Source organism: Streptomyces sp. f51 (assembly GCF_037940415.1).
Taxonomy (GTDB): Bacteria; Actinomycetota; Actinomycetes; order Streptomycetales; family Streptomycetaceae; genus Streptomyces.
The window spans coordinates 1,937,641-1,962,706 of the sequence record NZ_CP149798.1 but is presented as its reverse complement, the minus strand read 5'-3'; the positions used below and the strand labels follow the sequence as shown (position 1 = coordinate 1,962,706).

20 protein-coding genes are annotated in these 25,066 nt (G+C 71.4%); 7 read left to right on the top strand and 13 right to left on the bottom strand.

The window, feature by feature from the left end; all coding sequences use genetic code 11:
* The first annotated feature begins 53 nt into the window (after positions 1-53).
* The 3 genes from WJM95_RS08720 to WJM95_RS08710 all read left to right on the top strand — a co-directional run bounded on the left by WJM95_RS08720 (position 54) and on the right by WJM95_RS08710 (position 7,488).
* Positions 54-1,436, top strand: coding sequence for an alpha-amylase family protein (locus tag WJM95_RS08720; protein ID WP_339129004.1), 1,383 nt, complete (start codon positions 54-56; stop codon positions 1,434-1,436).
* A 138-nt stretch (positions 1,437-1,574) separates the two neighbouring features.
* A complete protein-coding gene (pulA, locus tag WJM95_RS08715; RefSeq protein ID WP_339129003.1) occupies positions 1,575-6,980 on the top strand; it encodes a pullulanase-type alpha-1,6-glucosidase in 5,406 nt (1,801 codons plus the stop codon).
* A 145-nt stretch (positions 6,981-7,125) separates the two neighbouring features.
* Positions 7,126-7,488, top strand: a complete 363-nt coding sequence (locus WJM95_RS08710; RefSeq protein ID WP_339129002.1) for an isomerase — start codon at positions 7,126-7,128, stop codon at positions 7,486-7,488.
* A gap of 9 nt (positions 7,489-7,497) precedes the next feature.
* Here WJM95_RS08710 and WJM95_RS08705 read toward each other — a convergent pair whose 3' ends face one another.
* The 5 genes from WJM95_RS08705 to WJM95_RS08685 form a co-directional block, all read right to left on the bottom strand.
* The gene (locus tag WJM95_RS08705) at positions 7,498-8,199 is read right to left on the bottom strand and encodes a TetR/AcrR family transcriptional regulator (protein ID WP_339129001.1); all 702 of its coding nucleotides are present in this window, start codon (positions 8,197-8,199) and stop codon (positions 7,498-7,500) included.
* 9 nt (positions 8,200-8,208) lie between these two features.
* Positions 8,209-9,309 carry a PDR/VanB family oxidoreductase gene (locus tag WJM95_RS08700; protein ID WP_339129000.1) on the bottom strand — a complete coding sequence of 367 codons (1,101 nt, stop codon included), beginning with the start codon at positions 9,307-9,309 and terminating at the stop codon, positions 8,209-8,211.
* Positions 9,306-10,226 (bottom strand): metal-dependent hydrolase, encoded by a 921-nt coding sequence (locus WJM95_RS08695; protein ID WP_339128999.1) that lies wholly within the window; start codon positions 10,224-10,226, stop codon positions 9,306-9,308. The genes WJM95_RS08700 and WJM95_RS08695 overlap by 4 nt, the downstream gene beginning before the upstream one ends.
* A gap of 139 nt (positions 10,227-10,365) precedes the next feature.
* The gene (locus WJM95_RS08690) at positions 10,366-12,294 is read right to left on the bottom strand and encodes a hypothetical protein (protein ID WP_339128998.1); all 1,929 of its coding nucleotides are present in this window, start codon (positions 12,292-12,294) and stop codon (positions 10,366-10,368) included.
* A gap of 50 nt (positions 12,295-12,344) precedes the next feature.
* Positions 12,345-12,854: a tetratricopeptide repeat protein gene (locus WJM95_RS08685; protein WP_339128997.1), complete on the bottom strand. Its 510-nt coding sequence runs from the start codon at positions 12,852-12,854 to the stop codon at positions 12,345-12,347.
* A gap of 153 nt (positions 12,855-13,007) precedes the next feature.
* On the opposite strand from WJM95_RS08685, the gene WJM95_RS08680 reads away from it, so the two are divergent.
* The gene (locus tag WJM95_RS08680) at positions 13,008-13,439 is read left to right on the top strand and encodes a hypothetical protein (RefSeq protein WP_339128996.1); all 432 of its coding nucleotides are present in this window, start codon (positions 13,008-13,010) and stop codon (positions 13,437-13,439) included.
* 72 nt (positions 13,440-13,511) lie between these two features.
* Here the strand turns inward: WJM95_RS08680 and WJM95_RS08675 are convergent, their stop codons facing one another.
* The 6 genes from WJM95_RS08675 to WJM95_RS08650 form a co-directional block, all read right to left on the bottom strand.
* Complete coding sequence (locus WJM95_RS08675; protein ID WP_339128995.1) at positions 13,512-15,065, bottom strand: DUF1996 domain-containing protein; 1,554 nt, start codon at positions 15,063-15,065, stop codon at positions 13,512-13,514.
* A 349-nt stretch (positions 15,066-15,414) separates the two neighbouring features.
* Entirely contained in the window at positions 15,415-16,419 is a 1,005-nt protein-coding gene (locus tag WJM95_RS08670; RefSeq protein WP_339128994.1) for an NAD-dependent epimerase/dehydratase family protein, read from the bottom strand.
* Positions 16,420-16,531: 112 nt separating this feature from the next.
* Positions 16,532-17,128 carry a winged helix-turn-helix domain-containing protein gene (locus WJM95_RS08665; protein WP_339128993.1) on the bottom strand — a complete coding sequence of 199 codons (597 nt, stop codon included), beginning with the start codon at positions 17,126-17,128 and terminating at the stop codon, positions 16,532-16,534.
* A 402-nt stretch (positions 17,129-17,530) separates the two neighbouring features.
* The gene (gene glnII, locus WJM95_RS08660; RefSeq protein WP_339128992.1) at positions 17,531-18,559 is read right to left on the bottom strand and encodes a glutamine synthetase; all 1,029 of its coding nucleotides are present in this window, start codon (positions 18,557-18,559) and stop codon (positions 17,531-17,533) included.
* A gap of 437 nt (positions 18,560-18,996) precedes the next feature.
* A complete protein-coding gene (locus WJM95_RS08655; RefSeq protein WP_339128991.1) occupies positions 18,997-19,674 on the bottom strand; it encodes a hypothetical protein in 678 nt (225 codons plus the stop codon).
* A 173-nt stretch (positions 19,675-19,847) separates the two neighbouring features.
* Positions 19,848-20,207, bottom strand: coding sequence for an arsenate reductase family protein (locus WJM95_RS08650; RefSeq protein WP_339128990.1), 360 nt, complete (start codon positions 20,205-20,207; stop codon positions 19,848-19,850).
* A 164-nt stretch (positions 20,208-20,371) separates the two neighbouring features.
* On the opposite strand from WJM95_RS08650, the gene WJM95_RS08645 reads away from it, so the two are divergent.
* Complete coding sequence (locus WJM95_RS08645) at positions 20,372-20,680, top strand: hypothetical protein (protein WP_339128989.1); 309 nt, start codon at positions 20,372-20,374, stop codon at positions 20,678-20,680.
* Between the two features lie 160 nt (positions 20,681-20,840).
* Here WJM95_RS08645 and WJM95_RS08640 read toward each other — a convergent pair whose 3' ends face one another.
* Positions 20,841-22,037, bottom strand: a complete 1,197-nt coding sequence (locus tag WJM95_RS08640) for a winged helix DNA-binding domain-containing protein (RefSeq protein ID WP_339128988.1) — start codon at positions 22,035-22,037, stop codon at positions 20,841-20,843.
* A 189-nt stretch (positions 22,038-22,226) separates the two neighbouring features.
* Between WJM95_RS08640 and WJM95_RS08635 the strand changes: the two genes are divergently transcribed.
* Entirely contained in the window at positions 22,227-22,757 is a 531-nt protein-coding gene (locus WJM95_RS08635) for an FxLYD domain-containing protein (RefSeq protein ID WP_339128987.1), read from the top strand.
* Positions 22,758-22,762: 5 nt separating this feature from the next.
* Positions 22,763-24,130 (top strand): DUF2252 domain-containing protein, encoded by a 1,368-nt coding sequence (locus tag WJM95_RS08630; protein ID WP_339128986.1) that lies wholly within the window; start codon positions 22,763-22,765, stop codon positions 24,128-24,130.
* A 75-nt stretch (positions 24,131-24,205) separates the two neighbouring features.
* Here the strand turns inward: WJM95_RS08630 and WJM95_RS08625 are convergent, their stop codons facing one another.
* A complete protein-coding gene (locus WJM95_RS08625) occupies positions 24,206-25,060 on the bottom strand; it encodes an alpha/beta fold hydrolase (RefSeq protein ID WP_339128985.1) in 855 nt (284 codons plus the stop codon).
* Positions 25,061-25,066 lie beyond the last annotated feature (6 nt).

The window sequence follows — 25,066 nt, the reverse complement described above, 5'->3', positions numbered from 1 at the left end:
AAGCGGTACGTTCCGATCCCCCCACCCGCACGACGTAGTGCAGGAGTACACACATGGCAAGGAAGACGCTTGCCGCCTCGTTCGCCCTCGCGGCGGGCCTGGCGGTCTCGGTGACCGTTCCCCCCGGTACGGCCGTGGCCTCCCCGCCCGGCACCAAGGACGTCACCGCCGTCCTGTTCGAGTGGAAGTTCGACTCGGTCGCCAAGGAATGCACCAACACGCTGGGCCCCGCCGGGTACGGCTACGTCCAGGTGTCCCCGCCCGCCGAGCACATACAGGGCTCGCAGTGGTGGACCTCGTACCAGCCCGTCAGCTACCGGATCGCCGGACGGCTCGGCGACGCCACCGCCTTCAAGAACATGATCAACACCTGTCACGCGGCCGGTGTGAAGGTCGTGGCGGACACGGTGGTCAACCACATGGCGGCCGGATCCGGCACCGGCACGGGCGGCTCCTCGTACACGAAGTACAACTACCCGGGCCTCTACACGTCCGCCGACATGGACGACTGCACGGCCGCCGTCAGCGACTACACCAACCGCGCCAACGTCCAGAACTGCGAACTCGTCGGCCTCGCGGACCTGGACACCGGCGAGGAGCACGTCAGGGCGACCATCGCCGGCTACATGAACAGCCTGCTCGGCTACGGCGTCGACGGGTTCCGCGTCGACGCCGCCAAGCACATCCCCGCGGCCGACCTCGCCAACATCAAGTCCCGGCTGAGCAATCCGTCCGTCTACTGGAAGCAGGAGGTCATCTACGGCTCGGGCGAGGCGGTCCAGCCCACCGAGTACACCGGCAACGGAGACGTCCAGGAGTTCCGCTACGCCTACGACCTCAAGCGGGTCTTCAACAACGAGAACCTCGCCTACCTGAAGAACTACGGCGAGGGCTGGGGCTACATGAGCAGCTCCGTCGCGGCCGTCTTCGTCGACAACCACGACACCGAGCGCAACGGCTCGACGCTCAACTACAAGGACGGGGCGAACTACACCCTCGCCAACGTCTTCATGCTCGCCTACCCCTACGGAGCCCCCGACATCAACTCCGGCTACGAGTGGTCGGACGCGGACGCCGGACCTCCCAACGGCGGTACCGTCAACGCCTGCTGGCAGGACGGCTGGAAGTGCCAGCACGCCTGGCCGGAGATCAAGTCGATGGTCGCGTTCCGCAACGCCACCCGTGGACAAGCGCTTTCCAACTGGTGGGACGACGGCAACGACGCCATCGCTTTCGGCCGCGGCACCAAGGGCTTCGTGGCCATCAACCACGAGACCTCGTCGCTGAGCCGGACCTACAGCACCTCCCTCGCCGCGGGAACGTACTGCAACGTCCAGAACAACACGAGCATCACGGTGAACAGTTCGGGCCAGTTCACGGCGACGCTGGGCGCCAACACGGCACTCGCGATCTACGCGGGCAAGTCCAGCTGCTGAAAACCCTTTCCGCATGTTGCAAGACTCTTGCTGTAAACCTTGCGTGAGCGATACGGTCACGCGGGCGTTCGGCATCGTGGCCGAAACGCTGCGCGGGGTCGGACCCGAGTACGCCGTAATCGCTAGGAGTTCACGACTGTGGACCTGATACCGAGAGGGCCGGCGAGCCGCTTCAGCCGCCCCAGGCTGCGTGCAGCCGTCCTCGCCGCCGCACTGGCCGTATCGCTTGCGCAACCCCTTGTGGCGCGGGCCCAGACCCCGCCCGCACCGCCGTCGGACGCGAAGCTCGCCGCGACGCCGTCCCGGCACGACTCCACCCGTGACCAGTTCTACTTCGTCATGCCGGACCGCTTCGCCAACGGCGACACCTCCAACGACGAGGGAGGACTGACCGGCTCCCGGCTGTCGACCGGCTACGACCCCACCGACAAGGGCTTCTACCAGGGCGGCGACCTCAAGGGCCTGACGAAGCGGCTCGACTACATCAAGGGCCTCGGCACCACCGCCATCTGGATGGCGCCGATCTTCAAGAACCAGCCCGTCCAGGGCACCGGCAAGGACGCCTCGGCCGGCTACCACGGTTACTGGATCACCGACTTCACCAAGGTCGACCCGCACTTCGGCACCAACAAGGACCTGGAGACGCTGATCTCCAAGGCCCACGCCAAGGGCATGAAGGTCTTCTTCGACGTCATCACCAACCACACCGCCGACGTGGTCGACTACAAGGAGAAGTCCTACGACTACCTCTCCAAGGGCGCCTTCCCGTATCTGACCAAGGACGGCAGGCCGTTCGACGACGCGGACTACGCGAACGGCACCAAGGGCTTCCCGTCGGTCGGCAACGGCTCCTTCCCCCGGACACCCACGGTCCCCGCCGCCAAGAAGAACGTGAAGGTCCCGTCGTGGCTCAACGACACGACGATGTACTCCAACCGCGGTGACTCCACCTACGCGGGCGAATCCGCCACCTACGGCGACTTCTCCGGCCTCGACGACCTGTGGACCGAGCGTCCCGAGGTCGTCAGCGGCATGGAGAAGATCTACGAGCGCTGGGTCAAGGACTTCGGCATCGACGGCTTCCGGATCGACACCGTGAAGCACGTGAACATGGAGTTCTGGACGCAGTGGGCGACCGCCCTCGATGCCTACGCGGCCCAGCACGGACGCAAGAACTTCTTCATGTTCGGCGAGGTCTACTCCGCCGACACCTCGATCACCTCGCCCTACGTCACCCAGGGCCGGCTCGACGCCACCCTCGACTTCCCGTTCCAGGACGCGGCCCGCTCCTACGCCTCCCAGGGCGGCAGCGCGCAGAAGCTCTCGTCCCTGTTCGCGGACGACTACAAGTACACGACCGACAAGGCCAACGCCTACGAGCAGGTCACCTTCCTCGGCAACCACGACATGGGCCGCATCGGGTACTTCCTGGACCAGGACAACCCCAAGGCCACCGACGCCCAGCTGCTGAAGAAGGACGAACTCGCCAACGAGCTGATGTTCCTCAGCCGCGGCAACCCCGTCGTCTACTACGGCGACGAGCAGGGCTTCACCGGCTCCGGCGGCGACAAGGACGCCCGCCAGCCGATGTTCGCCTCCAAGATCACGGACTACCTCGACGACGACGAGATCGGCACCGCCCGTACGGCCGCGAGCGACGCCTACGACACGAACGCGCCGCTCTACAAGACGATCAGCGCCCTGTCGAAGCTGCGCAAGGACAACCCGGCCCTCGCCGACGGAGTCCAGACGGAGCGCTACGCGGCCGACGGCGCCGGCGTGTACGCCTTCTCCCGCACCGACGCGAGGACCGGCACCGAGTACGTCGTCGCCGTGAACAACGCCGACGAGGCCAAGACGGCCACGTTCGCGACCGGTTCGGCGAACATGAACTTCCGTGCCCTGTACGGGACGACGGACTCGGCGACCAGCGACGCGGACAAGAAGGTCACCGTCACGGTCCCGGCCGGATCGGCGATCGTCCTCAAGGCCGCGGGCCGGCTCGCCGCCCCCGCGACCAGGCCCACGCTGACGCTGAAGGCCCCCGCCGCGGGCGCCACCGGCACCGTCGAACTGTCGGCGGACGTCACCGGCGGACAGCTCGACCGCGTCGTCTTCGCCGCCCAGACCGGCAACGGCGCCTGGCACACCCTCGGCTCCGCCGACCACGCCCCGTACAAGGTCACCCAGGCCATCGGCAAGGGCGTACCGGCCGGAACGGCCCTGCGCTACAAGGCCGTCGTCGTCGACTCGGCCGGACACACCGCGAGCGCGACGGCCGGGTCCACCACCGGCACCGCGCCCGCCGCCGAGGTCCCGACGGCCTCCTCGCGCGACTACGCGGTCGTCCACTACAAGCGCACCGACGGCGACTACACCGACTGGCGCCTGTACGCCTGGGGCGACATCGCCGACGGCGAGGCCACCACGTGGCCGGCCGGCCACGACTTCGTCGGCCGGGACGCCTACGGCGCCTTCGCCTACGTCAAGCTGAAGCCGGGCGCCTCCAGCGTGGGCTTCCTGGTCATCGACAAGGACGGCAACAAGGACGTCGCGAGCGACCGCACGATCGACGTCACCAAGACCGGCGAGGTCTGGGTCGAGCAGGGCAAGGACACCGTCCTGACCGAACAGCCCGACCTGCCCGCCCAGGACAAGACCAAGGCGGTCGTCCACTACCACCGCGCCGACGGCGACTACACCGGCTGGGGCCTGCACGTGTGGACCGGGGCCGCGACGCCCACGGACTGGACGAAGCCCCTGGAGCCGGTGCGCACCGACGCCTACGGAGCCGTCTTCGAGGTGCCGCTCGCCGAAGGCGCGACCAGCCTCAGCTACATCATCCACAAGGGCGACGCCAAGGACCTGCCCACCGACCAGTCGCTCGACCTCACGGCGAACGGCCACGAGGTGTGGCTGCTGGACGGCCAGGAGAAGTACCTGCTGCCGCAGCCCAAGGGCAGCGCGGCCGCGCTCGACCTGACCACCTCCAAGGCGGTCTGGATCGACCGCGACACGGTCGCCTGGAACGGCTCCGACGCTGCCGTCTCCACCCAGCTCCTCTCCTCCCGCGACGGCTCCATCGCCGTCAAGGACGGCGGGCTGACCAGCGACGACGAGCGCTGGCTGCGGCTGGAGAAGACCACCCTCACCGACGCCCAGAAGGCCAAGTTCCCCTATCTGAAGACGTACACCGCCTGGTCCGTCGACCCGCGCGACCGCGCCCGGGTGCGCTCCGCGCTCGGCGGCCAGCTCGTCGCCTCGCAGCGGGCCGCCAACGGCGCCGTGCTCGCGGCGACCGGCGTGCAGATCGCCGGAGCCCTCGACGACCTGTACCCCGCGACGAAGGCACACCTCGGACCGGTCTTCCACAAGGGCGTCCCCACCCTCTCGGTGTGGGCCCCCACCGCCCAGTCCGTGAGCCTCGACCTCGCCGGCTCCACCGTCGCCATGAAGCGCGACGACGCCACCGGCGTCTGGTCCGTGAACGGCCACAAGTCCTGGACGAACAAGCCCTACCGCTACGTCGTCAAGGTGTGGGCGCCCAGCGTCCGCAAGATCGTCACCAACAAGGTGACCGACCCCTACTCCGTCGCCCTGACCGCGAACTCGGAGCGCAGCCTGGTCGTCGACCTGGACGCCAAGTCCCTCGCCCCGTCCGGCTGGTCGGCGCTCAGGAAGCCCAAGGCCGTACCGCTGCGGGACGCGCAGATCCAGGAACTGCACGTCCGCGACTTCTCGGTGGCGGACAAGACCGTCCCCGCGAAGGACCAGGGCACCTATCTCGCCTTCACCGACAAGAACAGCGACGGCTCCAGGCACCTGAAGCAGCTGGCGAAGTCCGGCACTTCGTACGTGCACCTGCTGCCCACGTTCGACATCGCCACCATCCCCGAGAAGAAGGCCGACCAGCAGAGCACCGACTGCGACCTCCCCTCCTACGCCGCCGACTCCGACAAGCAGCAGGAGTGCGTGGCCAAGACCGCCGCCAAGGACGCCTACAACTGGGGCTACGACCCGTACCACTACACGGTCCCCGAGGGCTCCTACGCCACCGACCCCGACGGCACCGGCCGCACGGTCGAGTTCCGCAGGATGGTCAAGTCGCTGAACGAGGACGGCCTCAGGGTCGTCATGGACGTGGTCTACAACCACACCGCCGCCAGCGGCCAGGCCGACACCAGCGTCCTCGACAAGATCGTCCCCGGCTACTACCAGCGGCTCCTCGCCGACGGCAGCGTCGCCAACTCCACCTGCTGCTCCAACACGGCGACCGAGAACGCCATGATGGGCAAGCTGGTCGTCGACTCGATCGTCACCTGGGCCAAGGAGTACAAGGTCGACGGCTTCCGCTTCGACCTCATGGGACACCAGCCCAAGGCCAACATCCTCGCGGTCAGGAAGGCCCTCGACGGGCTGACCCCCGCCAAGGACGGCGTCGACGGCAAGAAGATCATCCTGTACGGCGAGGGCTGGAACTTCGGCGAGGTGGCCGACGACGCCCGCTTCGTCCAGGCCACCCAGAAGAACATGGCCGGGACGGGCATCGCGACCTTCTCCGACCGCGCCCGTGACGCCGTCCGCGGCGGCAGCCCCTTCGACTCCGACCCCGGGATCCAGGGCTTCGCCTCGGGCCTGTACACCGACCCCAACTCCTCGACCGGCAACGGCACCCCGGCCGAGCAGAAGGCCCGCCTGCTGCACTACCAGGACCTCATCAAGGTCGGCCTGACCGGCAACCTGGCCTCGTACCGCTTCACCGACTCCGACGGCAAGGAGGTCAAGGGCTCCGAGATCGACTACAACGGCCAGCCCGCCGGCTACGCGGCAGCGCCCGGCGACGCGCTCTCGTACGCCGACGCGCACGACAACGAGTCGCTGTACGACGCGCTGACGTACAAGCTGCCCGCGACGACCAGCGCCGCCGACCGGGCCCGGATGCAGGTCCTGGCGATGGCCACGGCCACCCTCTCGCAGGGTCCGTCCCTCTCCCAGGCCGGCTCCGACCTGCTGCGCTCCAAGTCGCTCGACCGCAACTCCTTCGACAGCGGTGACTGGTTCAACGCCATCCACTGGAACTGCCAGGACGGCAACGGATTCGGGCGCGGACTGCCGACGGCCGCGGACAACTCCTCGAAGTGGCCCTACGCCAAGCCGCTGCTGACCTCCGTGAAGGTCGGCTGCGACCAGATCGACGGCACCTCGGCCGCCTTCCAGGACCTCCAGCGGATCCGTTCGACGGAGAAGGTCTTCTCGCTCGCCACGGCAGCCCAGGTGCAGTCGCGGCTCTCCTTCCCGCTGTCGGGCAAGGACGAGACCCCCGGAGTCATCACCGCGCGCCTCGGCGACCTGGTGATCGTCTTCAACGCGACCCCGGAGCAGCAGAAGCAGACCGTCGGTTCCCTGGCCGGGACCGGCTACCGGCTGCACCCGGTGCAGGCGAAGGGCTCGGACTCCGTCGTCAAGTCCTCGTCCTACGCGAAGGGAACGGGCTCCTTCACCGTTCCCGCCCGCACGGTGGCGGTGTTCACCCGGACCCCGTGACCACGGCCCGACCCGGTGGGGCGGCCCCGGACACCCTGAGCACGACGGGTGTCCGGGGCCGCCCCCGTTCTCCGTCCGCCGCCGTCCGGGTCCCGCCGGGCGGGGCGGCTAGGGTGAGCCGGAGACCCCCGGAACAGGAGCACCCATGCCGCAGATCACCGTCGAGTTCTCCCCGGCACTCGACCACGTCGACTGGCGCGCGTTCGCGCTCGCGCTGCACCCCGTGGTCGTCGAGACGGCCGCCGCACGGCTGGAGGCGTGCAAGACCCGCACGCTGCGGACCGCGGACGAGATCGTGGGCGACGTGGTGGGCGGCGGCACGGGCCCGGCCGTCGTGCACGTCACGCTCGCGCTGCTCGCGGGCCGCAGCGAGGAGACCAGGGCGAAGCTCTCCGAGGCCCCGCTGGAGCTGCTGCGCAAGCACATCGAGCCGGTCGACGGGGTCACGCTGCACGTCTCCACCGAGGTGCGCGATCTCGACCCGTCGTACCGGAAGTTCGAGGCGTAACCCCCGCTCCTACGCCTCCGGCGGCGCGGCGAGCGCGAGCAGCCGGACGACGAGGTCGGTGAAGGGCCCGTCGCCCGGCTCGTCGCTCAGTCCCTTGCGCAGCAGCGCGGCGACCTCCGGGTCGTAGGCGGCGCTCACCGCGGCCAGGGCCGCGAAGTCGTGGACGAGCTGCACCTCCAGCTCGCCGCGCTCGATCCGCCGTCCGTCCAGCCAGATCAGCGCCGTCGACTCGACGAGCGAGATCCAGGAGCGGATCACCAGCTCCAGCCGGGCGGGCGGGTCCTCGACGTCCAGATGCGACACGATCTGGAGATAAGCCGCCTGCCGTACGCCGTCCACGAGCGCGTTGGTCGTCGACGAGCCGACGGCCGGGCCGCCCCGCATCAACGCGGCGAAACCGGGCCCGTGGTCGTCCACGAAGTCGAAGAAGCGGCGCATCACCCGCAGCAGCCGCGCGCCCAGCGGGCCCTCGCGGGGCTCCACGAAACGCTCCGCGAGATCGTCGGAGGCACGCTGCAACGCCGCTTCGTACAGGCTGAGTTTGCCCGGGAAGTAGTGATAGACCAGGGGTCGCGAGATGCCCGCGGCCGAGGCTATCTCGTCGATGGAGACCTCGTCGGGCGAGCGTCGGCTGAACAGTTCGAGGGCGACACCGATCAGCTGCTGCCGTCGCTCCTCGACACCCATCCTGCGGCGTACCCCGGTTGTCATGCGGATACTTTACCGATCGGATCCGGCCCGGAACGGGCCGGTCCGGGCGGCGGACGTCCACATGTCCAGCACGATGCGCTCGCCGCGGGTCCGCGAGACGCAGATCAGCATCGAGTCGTCACGCTCCGCGTCCGTGAGCAGTTCGTCGCGGTGCTCGACCTCCCCCTCCAGGACCCGCTGCCGGCAGGTTCCGCAGAATCCCTGCTCGCAGGAGTAGAGCGTGCCGGGCAGCGCCTCACGGACCGCCGCGAGGACCGTCGAACCGGCGGGCACGGTCACCGTGCGTCCGCTGCGCCGGAGTTCGACCTCGAAGGCGGTGTCGCCCGCACCGGGCGCGGAGGCGGTGAACCGCTCCAGGTGCAGTGCGACCCCGGCCGGGATCCGCGCCTCGACGGCCGCCATGAGCCCGTCCGGTCCGCAGCAGTAGACCGCCGTCCCCGGCACGAGGTCCGCGAACAGCGCGTCCAGGTCCGGCAGTCCGTCCTCGTCCTCGGCGACGACGGTGACCTTCGTGCGGTCCTGCTTCTCGATCTCCTCGAGGAACGGCATCGAGGCGCGCGTCCGGCCGCCGTACAGCAGCCGCCGGTCGGCGTCCTCCGGGAGGGCCCGCAGCATCGGCAGCACCGGGGTGATCCCGATGCCGCCCACGACGAAGACGTAGGCGGGCGCCGCCACGAGCGGGAAGCGGTTGCGCGGTCCGCGCACCTCGACGCCCACGCCCTCCCGGAGCTGTTCGTGCACCTCGCGCGAACCGCCCCGCCCGTCCTCGACGAGCCGGACCGCGACGGTGTACGAGGAGCGGTCCTCCGGGTCCCCGCACAGGGAGTACCGCCGCACGAGCCCGGAGGGCAGCACCACTTCGAGATGGGCTCCCGGCTCCCAGGGAGGCAGGTCCGTGCCTTCCAGCCGCAGCAGGACGACACCGTCGGCGACGGTCTCGTGGCGCCCGACCCGCAGTCGCAGGGTCCGTGAGCGTGGCCGGCCCGAGACGGGGTCCTCCAGCGCGGGCAGCGGCCACAGCGGTGACGCCCCGATCCGGCGGCGCAGCGCACGCCGTACGAGCACGGCCGCCCCGGCGACGGCGACGACGGTCCCGAGCCTCGGCGTCACGCGGCACCTGCGGCCTTCTCGGCGGCCGAGGCGGCCGTCGCGGCGGGGGAGACGGCCAGATAGGCGGCGGCCTGCTCGGTGGAGCCCTCCTGCGAGGGGTGGTAGGCGCGGCTGAGATAGCGGGGGACGGACCTCAGCAGGGCGCCGGTCGGCGGCAGCACGCCCCGCTTCCCCGCGGTGTGGAAGGCCTTGAAGCTCGCCCGGCCGTTCACGAGCGTCGGGTCGTTCTCCATGAAGAACCGGGCCCCGCGCTGCCACAGGAAGACGAGCGCGGTGAACGCCGTCGCCCAGGTCCGCGCGCGCCGCCGGTAGCTGCCGTCGAGGTGCACGAACAGATCGAAGGCCACCGAGCGGTGCTCGACCTCCTCGGCGCCGTGCCAGCGCATCAGGTCCAGCATGACCGGGTCGGCGCCGCGCCGGTCCAGCTCCTCCGAGTTCAGGATCCAGTCGCCGAGGAAGGCGGTGTAGTGCTCGATCGCGGCGATCAGGGCGACCCGCTCCAGCAGCCACCAGCGGCGCGCCCTGCCCGGCGGCAGGGTCCGGTCGCCGAGGAGCTTCTCGAAGAGCCAGTCGACCTGCGCGGTGTACGGCGTCGGGTCGAGCCCCAGGGCCGCCAGATGGGGCAGCACCTCGTCGTGGGCCTGCGAGTGCGTCGCCTCCTGCCCGATGAACCCGATGACGTCCTGGCGCAGCCGCTCGTCGCGGATGAGGGGCAGGACCTGCCGGTACACATGGACGAACCACCGCTCGCCGGCCGGCAGCAGCAGATGCAGCACGTTCATGGTGTGCGTGGCGAAGGGCTCTCCCGGCACCCAGTGCAGCGGGGTGTCCTCCCAGGAGAACGACACCTTCCGTGCCTTGAGGGCCGTCCGCTCGGACTCGACCGGCCGGGGCAGCCGGCCCTGCGTGTTAGACATGGCGTCAATGTACTGACGGGTAGGCGCCCGGAGAAGCCCTCTGCGCCCACTTGTTTACGTCTCTGTCAGCAAAGCGGGCCGGTGTGCCCGTACCGAAGCCGTCGTCCCCGTGCCGGGCCCGCGGCCGGTGTCCCGGCGGTCAGCGCAGCCCGGTGATGTCACGGCCGTCCGTCAGGGTCCCCTTCAGCTCGGCCTGCGCTCCCTGCGTGGCCCGCACGGTGAGCAGGGGGCCCGGCGCGGAGCCGCTCACCCCGCCGGTCGCCCGGACCGACGCGGTGCCCTTGCCGCCGGCCGCGAGGAGATACCAGACCCCGCCGCCCGACTTCCACAGCACACCGGCCAGCACATGAGGATCGCGGGAGCCGCACGCCGGGGAGTTCTCGGCCTTCGCGGCCACCGCCCCGTACACCCCGCCCGGGGTACGGAACTGGGCCAGCACCCGGGTGCCGCCGCCGCGCCAGGTGTCGGCACGCGTGCACACCCAGGCCGCCGATCCGCTCGCGTCGGGCAGCGGCTGGCGCGCGTACTCCCAGGCGTTCACGCTCCGCACGCCCTGCGAGCGCATGGTGGCCAGCGAGCACGCGAACGGCGCCCACTCCCGCAGGTTCTCCGCCCCCGCCGCCTCCCGGGGCGCGGCCGGCCTGCCCGCGGTGAGGTGGGCCGGGATCAGCTCGCCGAGGTCGGTCAGCAGCCGGGTGCCGGTGGCGTCCTGGACCTGGAGCACGTTCCACGACGTGCACGCGCCGGTCTGCGGCGGACCGGCCAGCGGAGAGGTGGTGCCGTCCGCGGACCGGGTGAGGTCCATCGCCCCGGCCGAGGGCTTGAGCAGATCGCGCTCGGCGGCCTTGGTCACCCAGGGCGCGGTCAGATAGCGGACGTTGCCGTCGGCGCGGCCCAGCACCACCGCGCTCGCCTCCGCCCCGTCCGCCCCGTCGGCCCGCGCGAAGTCCAGGGCCGCGCCGCCCGTGCCGTCCTTCGGCTCGGCGTAGCGCGCGATGCGCAGACCGTCGTACAGGAGCACCACGCGCGCCTGGTCGACGACCCCCGCGTACAGCAGCTGGGGCGGTCCGGGCGGAGCGCCGGAGGGCGTGCCGGGTGTCGCCGAGACCTGGACGGACTCGCCCGGCCTCGCCCAGACCGCGAGCGCGCGGCGCAGCAGCGCGGTGTCGCCGACGAGGCCGCCGCGGGCCGGCCAGACGGAGAAGTCGGTGCGCGCGGAGGACTCCCAGGCCGCGGGCGCCACCCGCTCCAGCCGGGCCGGGTCCAGCGCGGCCTCGGCGGCCGGGTTCTGCGCGTACGAGGGGGCCGCTGCGCCGTCCGGCCCCCAGCCGTCGCCCGGCAGTGCCAGCAGCGCGCCGCACACGGCCGCGGCGGCGGTGGCGGCGAACGCGGCCTTCATGTGCTGCCTGCGCCGCATCAGATCGGTGGGCCGGGCCTGGAGCGAGCAGGGGTCGAACTCGGGGGACTCGAGCAGCGCGTCCCGTGCCTCGACGCCCGAGGCCTCCCGCAGCGCCGCGGCCGGGTCGCCCACCCCCGCCGCCGCCAGCACCCGGCGCAGCGGCGCGTCGGCCAGCTTCTCCAGACCGCGCAGCACGTAGGCGGCGCGGGCCGGCCCGGAGAGCGCGGACAGCCGCTGGTCCAGGGCGAGTTCGTCGGCGCCGCCGGAGCGGGGGAACAGTCGCAGGCCCCACACCTGGGGGAGGAGCGGAGGCAGCTGGGACCGCTTGGGCCACGCCCGCCGCCGCAGCGGCAGTCCCGCCTCCAGCGCCGCGCGCACCACCTGGAGGCGTACGAAGGCGTAGCCCGGGTCGCCGTCACGGCCGCCGCCGCTCTGCTGGGCCGGGATCGCCGACGTGTCGCCCGCCGCCCTGCCCCGCGGCAGGGCGCGCTGGGCCAGGGCGTGCGCGGTCAGCACCCGCCGGTTGCGGCCGAGGCTCGGCGCGAGCATCAGATAGGCGAGCCGGACCAGCCGCGGGTAGTGCTCGACGAGCGCGGCCTCGGCCTGCTCGACGTCGACGACCGCTCCGGAGGAGGGTGCGGGGCGCGGGGCTACATCCTGTGACTGCACGTTCAGCAGAACGAGCGAATCGGCGGATGGTCACCGGCCCCGCGGGGGACTCAGCCCGCGGATTCCCCGGGTTCGACGAGCAGGCGGGCGTAGTTGGCCATCGACCGCTGGTAGCGCGGCAGATGGGGGGCCAGCGCGCCGATCACCAGGGCCAGGCCCTCGCGTTCGCGGCCGAGATCGGCGAGACAGAGCGCCAGGCAGGCACGGACCGCGTCGTCCAGTTCGTCCGAGGGCGCGACCAGTTCGGGGGTGAGGAGCTTGACGCCCTCGTCCGCCTGGCCGATGTTGCGCAGCGAACTGGCGAGCTGGATCCGCGCCCGGCGGCCCTTGTAACCGCTCAGACCCCGGGCAAGAGCCTCCCGGTACAGGGGGACGGCCTTGTCGGAGTGGCCCGTCGAGTCCCAGGCGCAGGCCTGCTCGAAGGGGCCGAGGGGGCTGTCCGCCGGCAGTTCCGCGACCAGCGCGTCGATCACCCCGCGGAAGTCCGCCGCCCGCTCCTCCTCGTAGTCGTCGAAACGGGCCCAGGCCGCCGCCGTACGCTCTTCCCAGTCTTCGTTCACGGGTGTCACCCTCGCACAACCGTGTCCCGGGCGGTACCGGGTTCCCCGTCCGCGGGGGCGGATTGAGCACCGGGCCGCCCGGAGCCGTATCGAAGGCAGAGCCCTCGCCGGGGCTCTTCTCGGCGTGAACGCCGACAGGTACCGGAGGAACGTATGAGGTTGACACGCGGGAAGCTCCTGACCGGGGCGGCCGTGGCCGCCGCCCTGCTGGCACTGACCGGCTGCGGCGGCGGATCGGACGGCAAGAGCGCGGCGGCGAAGGAGACCGTGCCGCCCACGGCCACCGGCAGTCTTGAGGAGCTGGCCGCCGAGGTGAAGTGCAGGCCGAGCATCCAGACCGACGCGGACGAGATCCGCCAGGGCGTCTGCAAGATCAGCGCGGGCAAGTTCATCCTGGCGACCTTCGCCACCGACCGCGGTCAGCGCGAGTGGCTCAACGGGGCCAAGGACTACGGCGGTTCGTACCTCGTGGGCGCCAAGTGGGTCGCGGTGGGGGACCAGAAGATGGTCACGACGCTGCGCGGCCGGCTGGGCGGGACGCTGGAGCAGGGGGCCTCGCACTCGGGTCATCAGCACAGCGGCTGACCGCGCGGGACCCGGGCGGGCACACAAGAAGGCCGGTGGCGGGAGATCCCGCCACCGGCCTTCTCGGTGGGGCTACCTACAACGCTGGCCGTTGTTGATGCAGGTGACCATCTTGTTCATCAGGGCGTCGTCGAAGACGTTGATGAAGTCGTCGTGGTCGGTGGCCGGCTTGTGCAGCTGCTCCGGGAAACCGTCCACCGCGTAGGCGTTCTTGATCTGCCCGTTGGTGAGGGTCGGGGCCCGGAAGTTGTAGACGAGGCGCATCGTCAGCTGCGGGATCGCCTTGAACCCGTTGGCGCAGTTGCCCTGGGCGTCGGCGAAGGCCACGTGCGTACGGTGGTTCGCGCTGTCGATGTTCACCCCGTCCCAGCAGCTCTGGAAGGCGAAGGTGCGGACCACGGTGCTGCCGCGCGGGCAGATCGGGTACTGCTGCGTCAGCTGCACCTTGTTCTCGAAGCCGGTGCAGCTCCAGTGGGCGTTGGCGTTCGCGAGACCGTTGGTCGTGGTCTTGGCGTCACCGGTGATGATGCGCAGGAACTTCGGCATCGCGACGACCTTGCTGGTCGGGCTGCCGACGAACTTGATCTGCGCCTGCTTCACCCGCTGGATCGCGCCGACGTTGAGTTCCTTGCCGCCGCCCAGGTTGTTCTGGTCGAAGTCCTGGGTGCCGTTCTGGATACGCACGACCGGCCAGTAGTACGTCGACTTGTCGCCCTGGTTGGCGCAGGACGTCTGCGCCGCAGCGAACGTGTCGTTGGTGGCGAAGGCGTCGTTCGACTGGTTGCCGACGTAGTCGTGCAGGTGGTGCGCGCCGTTGGAGACACCCGGCGCCACGATCACGTTGTCCGTGTTGAACTTCTTGTTCGCGTTGACACCGCAGGACGACGAGAACACACCGCGCGAACCGGCGGCCCCGACAGCGGGCTTGGCGGCGACGTTCGGCTGGACCTTCGTGATGTCGACGAAGTCGGTGGCGAGCGGACCGTTGCCGGCCTGTCCGCCGTTGTTCGCCTGGGCACCACCGGCCGGTGCGCTCGCGCTCGCGGAGGCACCCGCACCGGCACCGGCACCCGCACCGGCACTCGCGCTCGCGGCGGCGGACGGAGCGGCCGTGGCCGTGGCGCCGCCGTTGTTCTGGCCGCCGTTGGCCTGACCCGCGGCGGGCTGGCCCGTACAGGTGGAGAGCCCGTCGAGCCAGCCCGGAGCCCTGCCGCCGACGCGGTTGATCTCCAGCTTGATCCGGTCGATGATCACCGACCGGTTCTGCTTGAGCGGCGTGAGGATGGAGTTCTGGACGAAGCTCGCGTCTCTCACCTGCGCGTCACGCGTGGTCGCGAGTCGCTGGTAGGCGGCGGTGATCTGCTGGTCGAGTGTCGCCAGCTCCCCGTCGACCTGGCCCCGCGCCTGGTTCGGAACGTTGGACAGCTTCTGGCCGACGTCCGGGCAGCTGATGGTGGCCACCTGGGCGGGCGCGGACTTGGTGGTGTTGCGCCCCGAGTTGGTCTCGTGCGCCGAGGCGTAGAAATTCGCCCAGACCAGCCCACCCCCACCGATCGCGAGCGCTGCCGACGCGGCAACGGCGCGAACCGCCAGCGGCGAACGGCGTTTTCGAATGTTGCGTCCCATGGAACTCCTCTGACTTCCTTGCGGGGCAGCGAGGCGCCCGACAGGAGTGAAGCGGCTCCATTCCATACGCGGGAGGTGCCAGAGGTGTTCAGGTGTCTCGGAAGAATCTTGGAAAGTCCTGAGACCAATTCGGTCACAATGGACCCAGAAGCCCGCGAATTTCCGGGAGTTGATCTCGGAATTCAGGTTTGAGGGCGGTTTTCTTGACTCGTATTCAGTAACCGTCCGAGGTCCGCGGAGCACCGTGGGCTGCCATCGGACGGCCGTCCACGGTGCTCCAACTTCCCTTCCTCGCAACCGAGTTCGATCCGGCACGGCCGAACTGCCGGAAGCGGGGAATTCCCGGGTCTCAGATTCCGAGGACCTTCGCCTCCACCGCGGGATCCAGTCCCACCGCGGGCCGGTCGGCGCGCCGGGGGCCGGGGCCGCCGAGCGACCTGAGCCAGTTCCAGGTGGCGTCGACGGTCTCCTCGACGGGCCGGCACCGCAGGCCCGTCCGCAGGGCCCGTGACACATCGCCCGCGTACACCGAGGCGTGCAGTTCGGAGTCCGGCGGCACCCACACCGGAAGCTGCGTCCACGGCTCGATCCCGGCGCCGAGCACGGTCGCGGGGTCCGTCCAGCGCAGCTCGGCCCGCGACCCGGTGGCCTCGACGCAGGCGTCGAGCAGCGCCCCCATGGTGCTGTGTCCCGGGGCGCTCACCAGGTTGTACGGACCGGCGAGTTCGGCCTCCACGGCGCCGAGCGTCCATTCCGCCAGATCCCGGACGTCGACGTACTGGAGCGGCAGATCACGGGGCCCGGGGGCCAGCACCGGACCCCCGGCCGCGATCCGGTCCAGCCACCACGGAAGCCGTCCGACGTTCTCGTACGGCCCGAGGATCAGTCCGCACCGCACGAGCAGCGACCGGTCGGCGCCGAAGGCATCGGCGGCGGCCAGTTCCCCGCCCCGCTTGTCCCGGGCGTAGTCGGTCGCGTCGGCGCCCGCCGACGCGCCCTCCACGAGCGGGGCGTCCTCGGCGAACCCGGCGGCGCGCGGCCGGGCGTACACCGAGCAGCTCGACACGTACACATGGCGGGACGCCCGTCCGGCCAGCAGTCGCGCCGCGTCCCGGACGGGGCGCGGGGCGGCCGACCAGGTGTCGACGACGGCGTCCCAGGTGTCCGTGGTGCCCGCGAGCGCCGCGAGGCCGTCCGCCGTGGTGCGGTCGCCGAGCAACGACCGTGCACCGGAAGGGGGTTCGTGGCGGCCCCGGTGGAAGACGGTCACGTCCCACCCCCGGGTGAGCGCCGCCTCCACGACCGCGCGCCCCACGAACTCCGTACCGCCCAGCATCAGAAGTCTGCGTGTCATACGGACGACTGTGCCCGCGCGGGCCGTCCGGCGGAACTCCGATCTGCCGACAGGAGATTCGCCGGACGCCCCGGACGCGGCCGCAGCCGTACGGGATTGCGGTCCGTGGAGGTCAGCGGCCGGTCGGCGGCGTGTACTTGTAGCCCACCCGGCGCACCGTCTGGATCGCCTGCCGGTGCCGGGCGCCGAGCTTGCGGCGCAGCCGCGCCACATGGACGTCGACGGTCCGCCCGTCACCGACGTGGCCGTAGCCCCACACCGTGGAGACCAGCTGGTCGCGGGTGTGCACCCGGTGCGGATGCCGGACGAGATGCGCAAGCAGCTCGAACTCCAGATAGGTGAGGTCCAGGGCCTGCCCGTCGACCTCGGCGGTGCGCTGCACGGTGTCGACGCGCACCAGCGGATCGGCGGTCCCGGTGCCGTCGGCGGCGCCGCCGACGGGCTCGGCCGGGGCCGTGACGGCGACCGGCAGCAGGGGCTGCTGATCGGCCGGTACGAGGACCAGGTAGCCGATCATCGGGGGCTGTCCCGGCAGGACGGGCAGCGCGTTCTGGGGAGCGGGCAGCCAGGTGGCGCCCGGGGGGAGGAAGGTCGCCACATCGGCGACCTCGTCCCGGTCCACGGCACGCAGCCGGTGCCGCGCGGGGGCGGCCGGGGGCGCGGGAAGGGGGGAGGTCGCGACGGAGGAGAAGGAACGGGTGGTCGCCATGAGAGGTCAGCTCTTTCGCGCGAGAAGTTCGTCGGGAGGTTCGACGGCCGCGAGTTCGTGGTCGGGGCGGTCGAGGACGTACGTCGTGCGCGCTGGCCGAAGGCCGGGGTGTACGGCTTTAGAGGGCCGGCGCGTTCGTCGCGCGACAACACACCCGGTCGAAGTCGTGGTGCTGACGGGAAGGCCAGAAGGGCTCGAGGTCATGGCGACCCGTCGCGACGCACTTCTGGAAGTTGGCCATGAACCCATTGAAGCAGACACGGCCCCGTAACAGGAGCCTGTGCCCACTGCTCGGACGCCTCCTTGGCGTGAAGTCGACCTCGTGCGGCCGCCGTTCCCCCGGGCGACGCGAAGAGGCGCCCACCGCGACGGTGGACGCCTCTTCGGAAGTGCTGGGCGGGATCAGACCTGGCCGGCCTTCTCCAGCGCGGTGCAGCAGGTGTCGACGATCAGACGCGTCACGACGTACGGGTCGACGTTGGCGTTCGGACGGCGGTCCTCGATGTAGCCCTTGCCGTCCTTCTCGACCTGCCACGGGATGCGGACCGAGGCGCCGCGGTTGGAGACGCCGTAGCTGTACTCGTTCCACGGGGCGGTCTCGTGCAGGCCCGTCAGACGGTCGTCGATGCCGGCGCCGTAGTTCTTGACGTGGTCCATCGGCTTGGAGCCCTCGCCGAGCGACTCGCACGCGGTGATGATGGCGTCGTAGCCCTCGCGCATCGCCTTGGTGGAGAAGTTGGTGTGCGCGCCCGCGCCGTTCCAGTCGCCCTTCACCGGCTTCGGGTCCAGCGTCGCGGAGACGCCGAAGTCCTCGGCGGTGCGGTAGAGCAGCCAGCGGGCGACCCACAGCTGGTCCGAGACCTCGAGCGGCGCGAGCGGGCCGACCTGGAACTCCCACTGACCGGGCATGACCTCGGCGTTGATGCCGGAGATGCCGAGACCCGCCTTGAGGCAGTTGTCCAGGTGCGCCTCGACGACGTCACGGCCGAAGATCTCGTCCGCGCCGACACCGCAGTAGTAGCCGCCCTGCGCGGCCGGGAAGCCGCCCTCGGGGAAGCCGAGCGGGCGCGAGCCCTTGAAGAAGGTGTACTCCTGCTCGATGCCGAAGATCGACTCCTGGGCGGCGAACCGCTCGGCGACCTCGGCCAGCGCGGCACGGGTGTTGGACTCGTGCGGCGTCATGTCGATGTTCAGGACCTCGCACATGACGAGGATGTCGTCGCCGCCGCGGATCGGGTCCGGGAAGCTGGCCACGGGCTTGAGTACGCGGTCCGAGGCGTGACCCTCGGCCTGGTTCGTCGAGGAGCCGTCGAAGCCCCAGATCGGCAGCTCCGCACCCTTGGCGTCGTCGCCCAGGATCTTCGTCTTGGAACGGAGCTTGGCCGTCGGCTCGGTGCCGTCGATCCAGATGTACTCAGCCTTGAAGCTCACGGGCCACATCCTTCGGGGTGGGTCTTGATCGCACTTGCGGGTGCTGCGGCGCTGCGGCACTGGGGCGCCGCCGGGGATGACCGGAAGCCTGTCAACCAGCGATTTCCCGAGCGTTGCCCGAATGTGAACCCCGTGTTACCTGGGTCGTATGTGCCCGGTCTCACACGGCCCGCATGACCGTCTCCGACCGCTTGTGATCGTTCGCGCTCGCGATCGCCCGACCCGTCGCCCGCCGCGGCCGCGGAGCTCCGGCGGGAGTTCCTCGTATGCGATCCGGGTGAAGCCGCCTGGGGGCATTCGCCCTGATGTCAGGTGTGTTGACCGTTCCGGGGTGAGGGCGGCCGTCCGTGCGGAGGGCCGCCCGCGCAGGCGAAAGCCCTGCCGCCTCCGACCCGGGGCAGGTCGGCGACGACAGGGCTTTCGTGGCGATCCGCCCGTTATCCCACCTTCTCGATACGGGCCCGGCGGATCAGGAACTTGCCCGGCTCACGGACCTGTTCGAAGGCCGCGTTGTTGAGCAGGACGCAGCTGCCGGAGACCGAGGTGACCTGAACGGTCGTGGACTTGTTGTTGTCCAGGTTGGTCACCTTGAGCTTCGTACCGGCCGGGAACTGGTTGCTGGACGCGGCCGGAGCGCCGCCCTCGCCGGAGAGCGTGACGGTCGAACCGTTGCAGACCTGCTGCCCGGTCGCCGCGCCGCCGCCCGCGTTGTTCGCGGGGGCGCTCTGCGCCGGAGCCGCGGGGGCGGCCTGGGCCGGAGCGGACTGCGCGGGCTGCTTGGCGGCCTGCTGGCCGGTCTGGGAGCCCTGAGCCGACTCCCCGACAGCGCAGCCCGAGGCCTGCTGCTGAACCTTGATCTGCGCGACGACCGCGTCGCGGTTCGCGATTCTGGCCGCCGACTGGGAGTCGGGGTGGGCCTTCTGGTCCGCGATGAAATTCAGGTTGTTGCCGAGCGCGGTGGCCAGGCCCTGGCACACGACAGAAGTCTGAGCGGTCTGCACGGACGCCGCGTTCGAGGTGGCGGCCAGGGCGAAGGCCCCGCCGCCGGCCACGGTCGCCGCGCTGACCAGCAGAGCGATCTTCTTCTTGGTGCTGAGAGTTCTCCTACGCGACATGCGCGCCTCCAGAGAGTGGGGGAGCGTTACGCCGCTATGTACGAGATGCCGAACGCAGTTACTCAACGGTTACGGCATTCACTTAAGTAACCTGGATCACAGGGGAGTTGGCGAGGGGGCCCGCCTCCTGCCGCTGCCGGACCGTCGGGCGACCCGGCCGTCGGGCCGCCGGGCTAGCGGGACATGGCGTCCCGTACCGCCTCCTCCGTACGGCCCACCAGCGCCGTCCCGTCGTCCGCGGTGATGATCGGCCGCTGGATGAGCTTCGGGTGCTCGGACAGCGCGGTGATCCACCGGTCCCGTGAACCGGCGTCCCGCGCCCACTCCTTGAGCCCCAGCTCCTTCGCGTCGGCCTCCCCGGTCCGGGTGATGTCCCACGGTTCGAGGCCGAGACGGTCGAGGACGGCACGGATCTCGTCCGCGCTCGGCACGTCCTCCAGGTACCGGCGGACGGTGTACTCGGCGCCCTCCGCGTCGAGCAGGCTGATCGCGCTGCGGCACTTCGAACAGGCCGGATTGATCCAGATCTCCATGCCGCACACGTTACGCCAGAGCCCTTTTCCCCCGGCTGTCACGGCGCCCCCAAAGCGCTTGTGGCCAGCGGCTTTTGTCAGTGCCCGGCGGTAGAATAGAAGCAGTGTTCGAGGGTGTCGCCGGGGGGTCCGGACGGCGCCCTGACCGCGACAGGAGGATGCCTGTGCCCGCTGCCGCACTGAAGCCGCTGCCCACCCAGTCCACATCCAAGACGGCGGTTCCGCTGGATCTGCCGTACGAGCCCGTGGAGAAGCGCCCGCTGCCGCCGGGGCGCCCCCGCGACTGGTACGTCACGCACAACCGCCGGCTCAAGGCGATGCGACTCGCCATCGCCCTGCTCGACTCCGGCGTGTACGTGCCGAACCAGGCCCGCGACGAGAAGATCCGCAGCACCGCGCTCCTCATCGGTGTGCACCCGCCGTCGGACACCACGTGTCACATGGTGCGTGCCCTGATGAGGTACGCGCGCTGAGAGACCGGGCGCGTCGACCGGCGCGGGGTGGCTCCGCCTCGCGGCGGGGCCGCCCGGCACCGGTTCCGGCGCCGGCACCCGCCCGGGTGCCGGCGCCGACCCGTGCGGCCCGGACCCGGACAGCGCCGTTCCGGGGCGCCGGTCCCGGTGTCGCCGTGCTCTACTCCGCCGACAACTCCCGTTCCAGGGGCGTCCGGAAGCGCGGGGTGACGCGCGTCTCGCCCACCCAGCCCCGCAGACGTTCGGCCTCCGCCGTGATCGCGGCCAGGGCCTCGCGGCCGACGCCCCCGGTCTCCAGCAGCCGCCAGACGATCTCGCCGTCGGGCCGCTGCGCCCAGCCCCCGACCACCCGGCCGTCCCACCACACCGTCGGGCCGACGTTGCCGCTGCGGTCGAAGAGGGCGGGCCGCAGGGACGGTTCGAGGAACCAGTCCCGCTCCGGCCGGCTCATCGGCGTCGGATCGAGGCCGGGCAGCAGGGCGGCCCAGGGCGCGTCCGGCCCGTCCACGGCCTCCTCGTCACCCGCCGCCACGTACCCGGTGACCCCGTCGTCCAGCGAGACGGCCACCGCCCCGCTCGCGGCCAGCGCCCGCCGTACGTCGGTGACCTTCCACCCCGTCCACCACTTCAGGTCGGCCTCGGTGGCGGGCCCGCACGCCCTGAGCCAGCGGTCCAGCAGCTCGGAGCGGGCCTCGGCGGGCGCGACCGGGGGATGCGGCGGCGCGACCGCCCAGCGGAACTGCGTCGACGTCCAGGATCCGAGCGGACGCCCCCGCACCACCCGGCCCTCGACCCCCAGGACACGCATCAGACGGGACGAGACGGTGTGCACACCCTCGTAGCTCTTCCCGGCCGCGTAGGCGAACTGCTCCTTCAACCGTGGCTCGTCCACGCTGAGTTCACTCACCGTGGCCTCGCCGTGCCGGGCCAGCGCGGCGAGCGCCGACGCCTCGACCTCGTCGAGCCACGGCCCGGTCAGCCGCCCGCCGCTTCCGGCGACCAGGTCCTTGACCAGTGCGGCACGGGCCTTCGCCGCGATGTCGAGCGCCGTCGAGGCGTGCACGACGGCAGCCAGATCGGTGGGGAACACGAACACCGTGTGCCGCATGCCGTGCATCCGTACGAGTGAACGGTCCTCGTACAGGGCCCGCTCCACCCGCGCCACCGTGCCGCCGGCGTCTGCGAGCCGGGCACCCACCGCCAGATACACCGTCGCCGGATCGGTGCCGTGCAGCGCGACCAGGGAGTCCGCCACCTCCTCGGGACCCGCCGCCCGCGCGGAGCGGGCCAGCCGCTGCCGCAGCCCGAGCCGTGCCCGCCGCTCCGCCACCCCGATGTGCCGCGGCTTCCCCGTCACGTCGTCTCCGTCCGGTCGCTCCGTACTCGCACTCCGCCCCTGTCATCCTCCAGGACGCACCCCCGTCACGGGACGAGGTTCACCCGTTGGACGCAGCCGGGCATGCGGCGGACCGGCCCGCGGCCTTGACTTGGGCCACCGCGAGGAAGCGGGATCCGGAGGCGAACCAGGACCACGTGGGGAGAGACGATGCAGCAGAGGGACGGCATACGAGGACCGGTCCGGCTGATTCTGGCCGTGTCCGTGGTGGCGGCCCTGGCCGCGCAGCTGACCGCCTGCTCGGACGACAGCAGCCCCTCGGGCACCGCGTCCAAGGCGGCGTCCGCCGCCTCCCGGGCCGCCTCCGCCGTCTCGCAGGCCGCGTCCGCCGCCACCGAGGCCGGTGACGCCCTCGCCTCCGCGACCGCCGAGGCCGGCCGGAAGTTCGACGAGTTCAAGAGCGGCGCGGACGCCAAGGGCGAGGTGAAGCTCGACGGGACCGCGACCGCCGACTCCGACGGGCGCGCCACGGTCAAGGTCACCGCCGCCAATCCGACCTCCTCGGCGAAGTCGTACGTCGTCCAGGTCGACTTCCGCGACGCGAGCGGCAACCTCCTCGACACCACCGTCGTGACGGTGGACGACGTCGCCGCGGGCGGCTCAAAGGACGCCACCGCCCGCAGCAACCGCTCCCTCACCGGTGACGTCAAGGCCGACGTCGCCCGGGCCGCAAGGCACTGACGGCCGTGCTCCGCGACAGCGTCACGGCCGGTACGGCCGGTACGGCGGACCGCGCCGCCCGCGGCCGGGCGGCCCGCAAGCGGGTACGCCGTTCCGCGCACGGCAGCTGGATCCCGGCCGCGGGCCGCCCCGACCCCGTCGGGATCCTCCAGACACAGGGCAGGGACCGGCTTCCGGAACTCCTGCCGATCAGATACGCCCGGATGGCGGCCTCCCCCCTCGCCTTCCTGCGCGGGGGCGCCGCCGTCATGGCGGCCGACCTGGCCGCCCAGCCCCACACCGGGCTCACCGTCCAGCTGTGCGGCGACGCCCACCTGCTGAACTTCGGTCTCTACGCCGCTCCGGAACGCCCCCTGCTCTTCGACCTCAACGACTTCGACGAGACCTTCCCCGGCCCCTTCGAGTGGGACGTCAAACGGCTCGCGGCCAGCGTCGCGGTCGCGGCCCGGGAGAACGGACACAAGGAGGAGCACGTCTTCGGAGCGGCACGGGCCGCCGCAGGGCAGTACCGCGAGGCCGTACGGCGGCTGGCCCGGCAGGGCGAACTGGCCGTCTGGTACCAGCACATCGACGCCGGTCTGCTGCTGCCCCTGGTCCGCTCGGGCCGCCGCGGCCGACGCGCCGAGGCCACCCTCACCCGGGCCCGCCGCCGCACCAGCCTGCTGGCGCTCGGCAAACTCACCGAGACCGTCGGGGGCCGCCGCCGCATCGTCCACGACCCGCCCCTCCTGGAACCGGCCGGAGCCATGGACATGGCCTCGCTCCGCAAGATCTTCAGCGACTACCGCTCCACGCTCCCCGAGGAACGCCGGCTGCTGCTCGACCGCTACCGGTTCGTCGACGCCGCCCGCAAGGTCGTCGGCGTGGGCAGCGTCGGCACCCGCTGCTTCATCGTGCTGCTCGCCGGACGGGACGCCGACGACCCGCTGTTCCTCCAGATCAGACAGGCGGGACGGTCCGTCCTCGAAGAACATCTGCCCAGCGGCCCCTACGTCCATCCCGGGCGCCGGGTCGTCGCGGGCCAGCGGCTCATGCAGGCCGCCGGTGACGCCTTCCTCGGCTGGACGACCGGCCCAGAAGGACGCGCGTTCTACTGGCGCCAGCTGCACGACATGAAGGAGTCGGCGGACATCGCCGGCATGGGCCCGGGCGAGCTGCGCGCCTACGCCCGGCTGTGCGGCACCGCCCTGGCCCGCGCGCACGCCCGCTCCGGCGACCGCGTCGCGATCGCCGCCTATCTCGGCGGCTCCGACACCTTCGAGCGGGCCGTCGCGGAGTTCGCGCTGCGCTACACGGACCGCAACGCCGCCGACCACGCGGCGCTGGGGGCGGCGGTCATCGCGGGCGTGGTCCCGGCGGCACCGGGCGTCTGAGGCGGCGGCCGGCGGTACGGACCGCCGACGGGGAGGTACGGCGTCGTCGCCCGCTCGGGCCGTGTCCGCCGTCGCTCAGGCCCCCTCGGCCTCGGGGACTGCGCCGGCCTGGTGGGCCCCGGCGGGCTCATCGGCCGGGGCGGCCGGGCGGACCGCCGTGGACTCACCGGCCGGGGTGCCGAGTCCGGTGAGGGCGAGGTCCACGAGCCGGCGCCGGTCCTCGGCGTGGTCGCGGAACCAGAGGCCCAGGAAGTGATCGGCGTCCGGCAGTTCGAGGCGGGTGAAGTCCGCGCGAGCGCCCAGCGCCTCCGCGACAGCCTGCGTCACGGCGGGCGGGATGACCGCGTCCGTGGCGGGCACGACGAGCACGGCGCGGCCCTCGTAGTCCCGCAGCACGTCGAGCGCGGACGTCCGCCGCCAGCTGTCCGGCGTACGGAGGATCCCGCTGAACCGGCTCTGCGCCGCCGCACCGTCCTGCCGAGGGGTGCTCTCCGGGTCCTCGAACGGGAGGGGCCAGGCCTCGGCGGCGTACACCGCGGGCGCGCACAGGACGAGGGCCACCGCCCGTTTCCCGTAGTGGCGTACGAGATCGGCCGCCGTCTGGCCGCTCATGCTGAACCCGACCAGGATCAGCGGGGCATCCGCCGGAACCGTCGCGTCGATCACCGACACGGCCTGCTCGAACCGCAGCCGAAGGCTCAACTCGCCCAGCGTGCCGGTTCTTTCGCCGTGTCCGGAGAAGTCGAACGCGAGCCCCGCGCAGCCGCGGGCGGCGAACTCGCCGAGCAGCGGGAGCAGCCGCTCCTTGCTGCCGTTGCCCGCGCCGTGCAGCAGGACGGCGGTCGCGACGGAACCGTCGGCAGGGGCACCGTCGCTGGAGACGCAGCTCAGTCGTTCGTCGTCGTGGTCGTGCGTGAAGGCGGAGAGCATCTCCCC